Origin of the sequence: Protofrankia sp. Cr1 (assembly GCF_963555865.1) — a bacterium.
Taxonomy (GTDB): Bacteria; Actinomycetota; Actinomycetes; order Frankiales; family Frankiaceae; genus Protofrankia.
This window is the reverse complement of sequence record NZ_CAUVXO010000531.1, coordinates 4,021-4,687: the sequence shown is the minus strand read 5'-3', so window position 1 is coordinate 4,687 and position 667 is coordinate 4,021. Positions and strand designations below refer to the sequence as shown.

Below are 667 nucleotides of genomic sequence, written 5' to 3'. Positions count from 1 at the left end.
TCGGGGGTCTGCCCGTAGAGCAGCTCGATCCGCAGCTGGTCGCCCCACCGGTCGGAGCGGATCGTCCGAATCCGGGGGAAGGTCTCGGCGAAGGAGACCCGATCGCCGTTGGACACCGGAATCCGAATCGCCAAATCCGTGTGGACCATGACCGGGCGCCAGCGCCACCGGTAGACGACCAGCAGCCGCAGCCGCCCCCACATCCAGCGGACCAGCCAGGTGAACGATCGGCGATGGGCCAGCCGCCACCCCACAGCGACCACGGCCAGGACCAGGAGCCCGACGCCGAGCCCGACCAGGCCGAACCGCTGGCGGACCACCGCCACCGCGAGCAGCACCGCCACCGCCACCGGATGCCGGACGAGGAACACGACCAGGTGGGCGCCTATCCGGCCGGCCAGCCCGAGCAGGACCGCCCACAGCGGCACGTCGATTTTCGGATGCCTGGTCGGTACCTCGGGAAACGGCCGTGAGCCGTTGATTCTGGCCATGACAGATCACACCCACCCGGCGTTGAAGAATCGAGAATCAGCGGTCCGGAACCGGCGAAGAACAGCGCTCGCAATCCGTCCCGGCATCCGCGAGGAGAAGAACCAGACTTCAGGCCGCTACCGCAGACCCGTTATCGGTGTCGTCGGCCTTACGGTCCAACAGGAGCCGTTCACAG

General features: G+C 67.9%; 1 pseudogene. It reads right to left on the bottom strand.

Annotated elements, in window-relative coordinates:
• Positions 1-491: pseudogene (locus tag U9980_RS25265) on the bottom strand (cell division protein FtsK); the annotation flags it as partial.
• Positions 492-667: the final 176 nt, after the last annotated feature.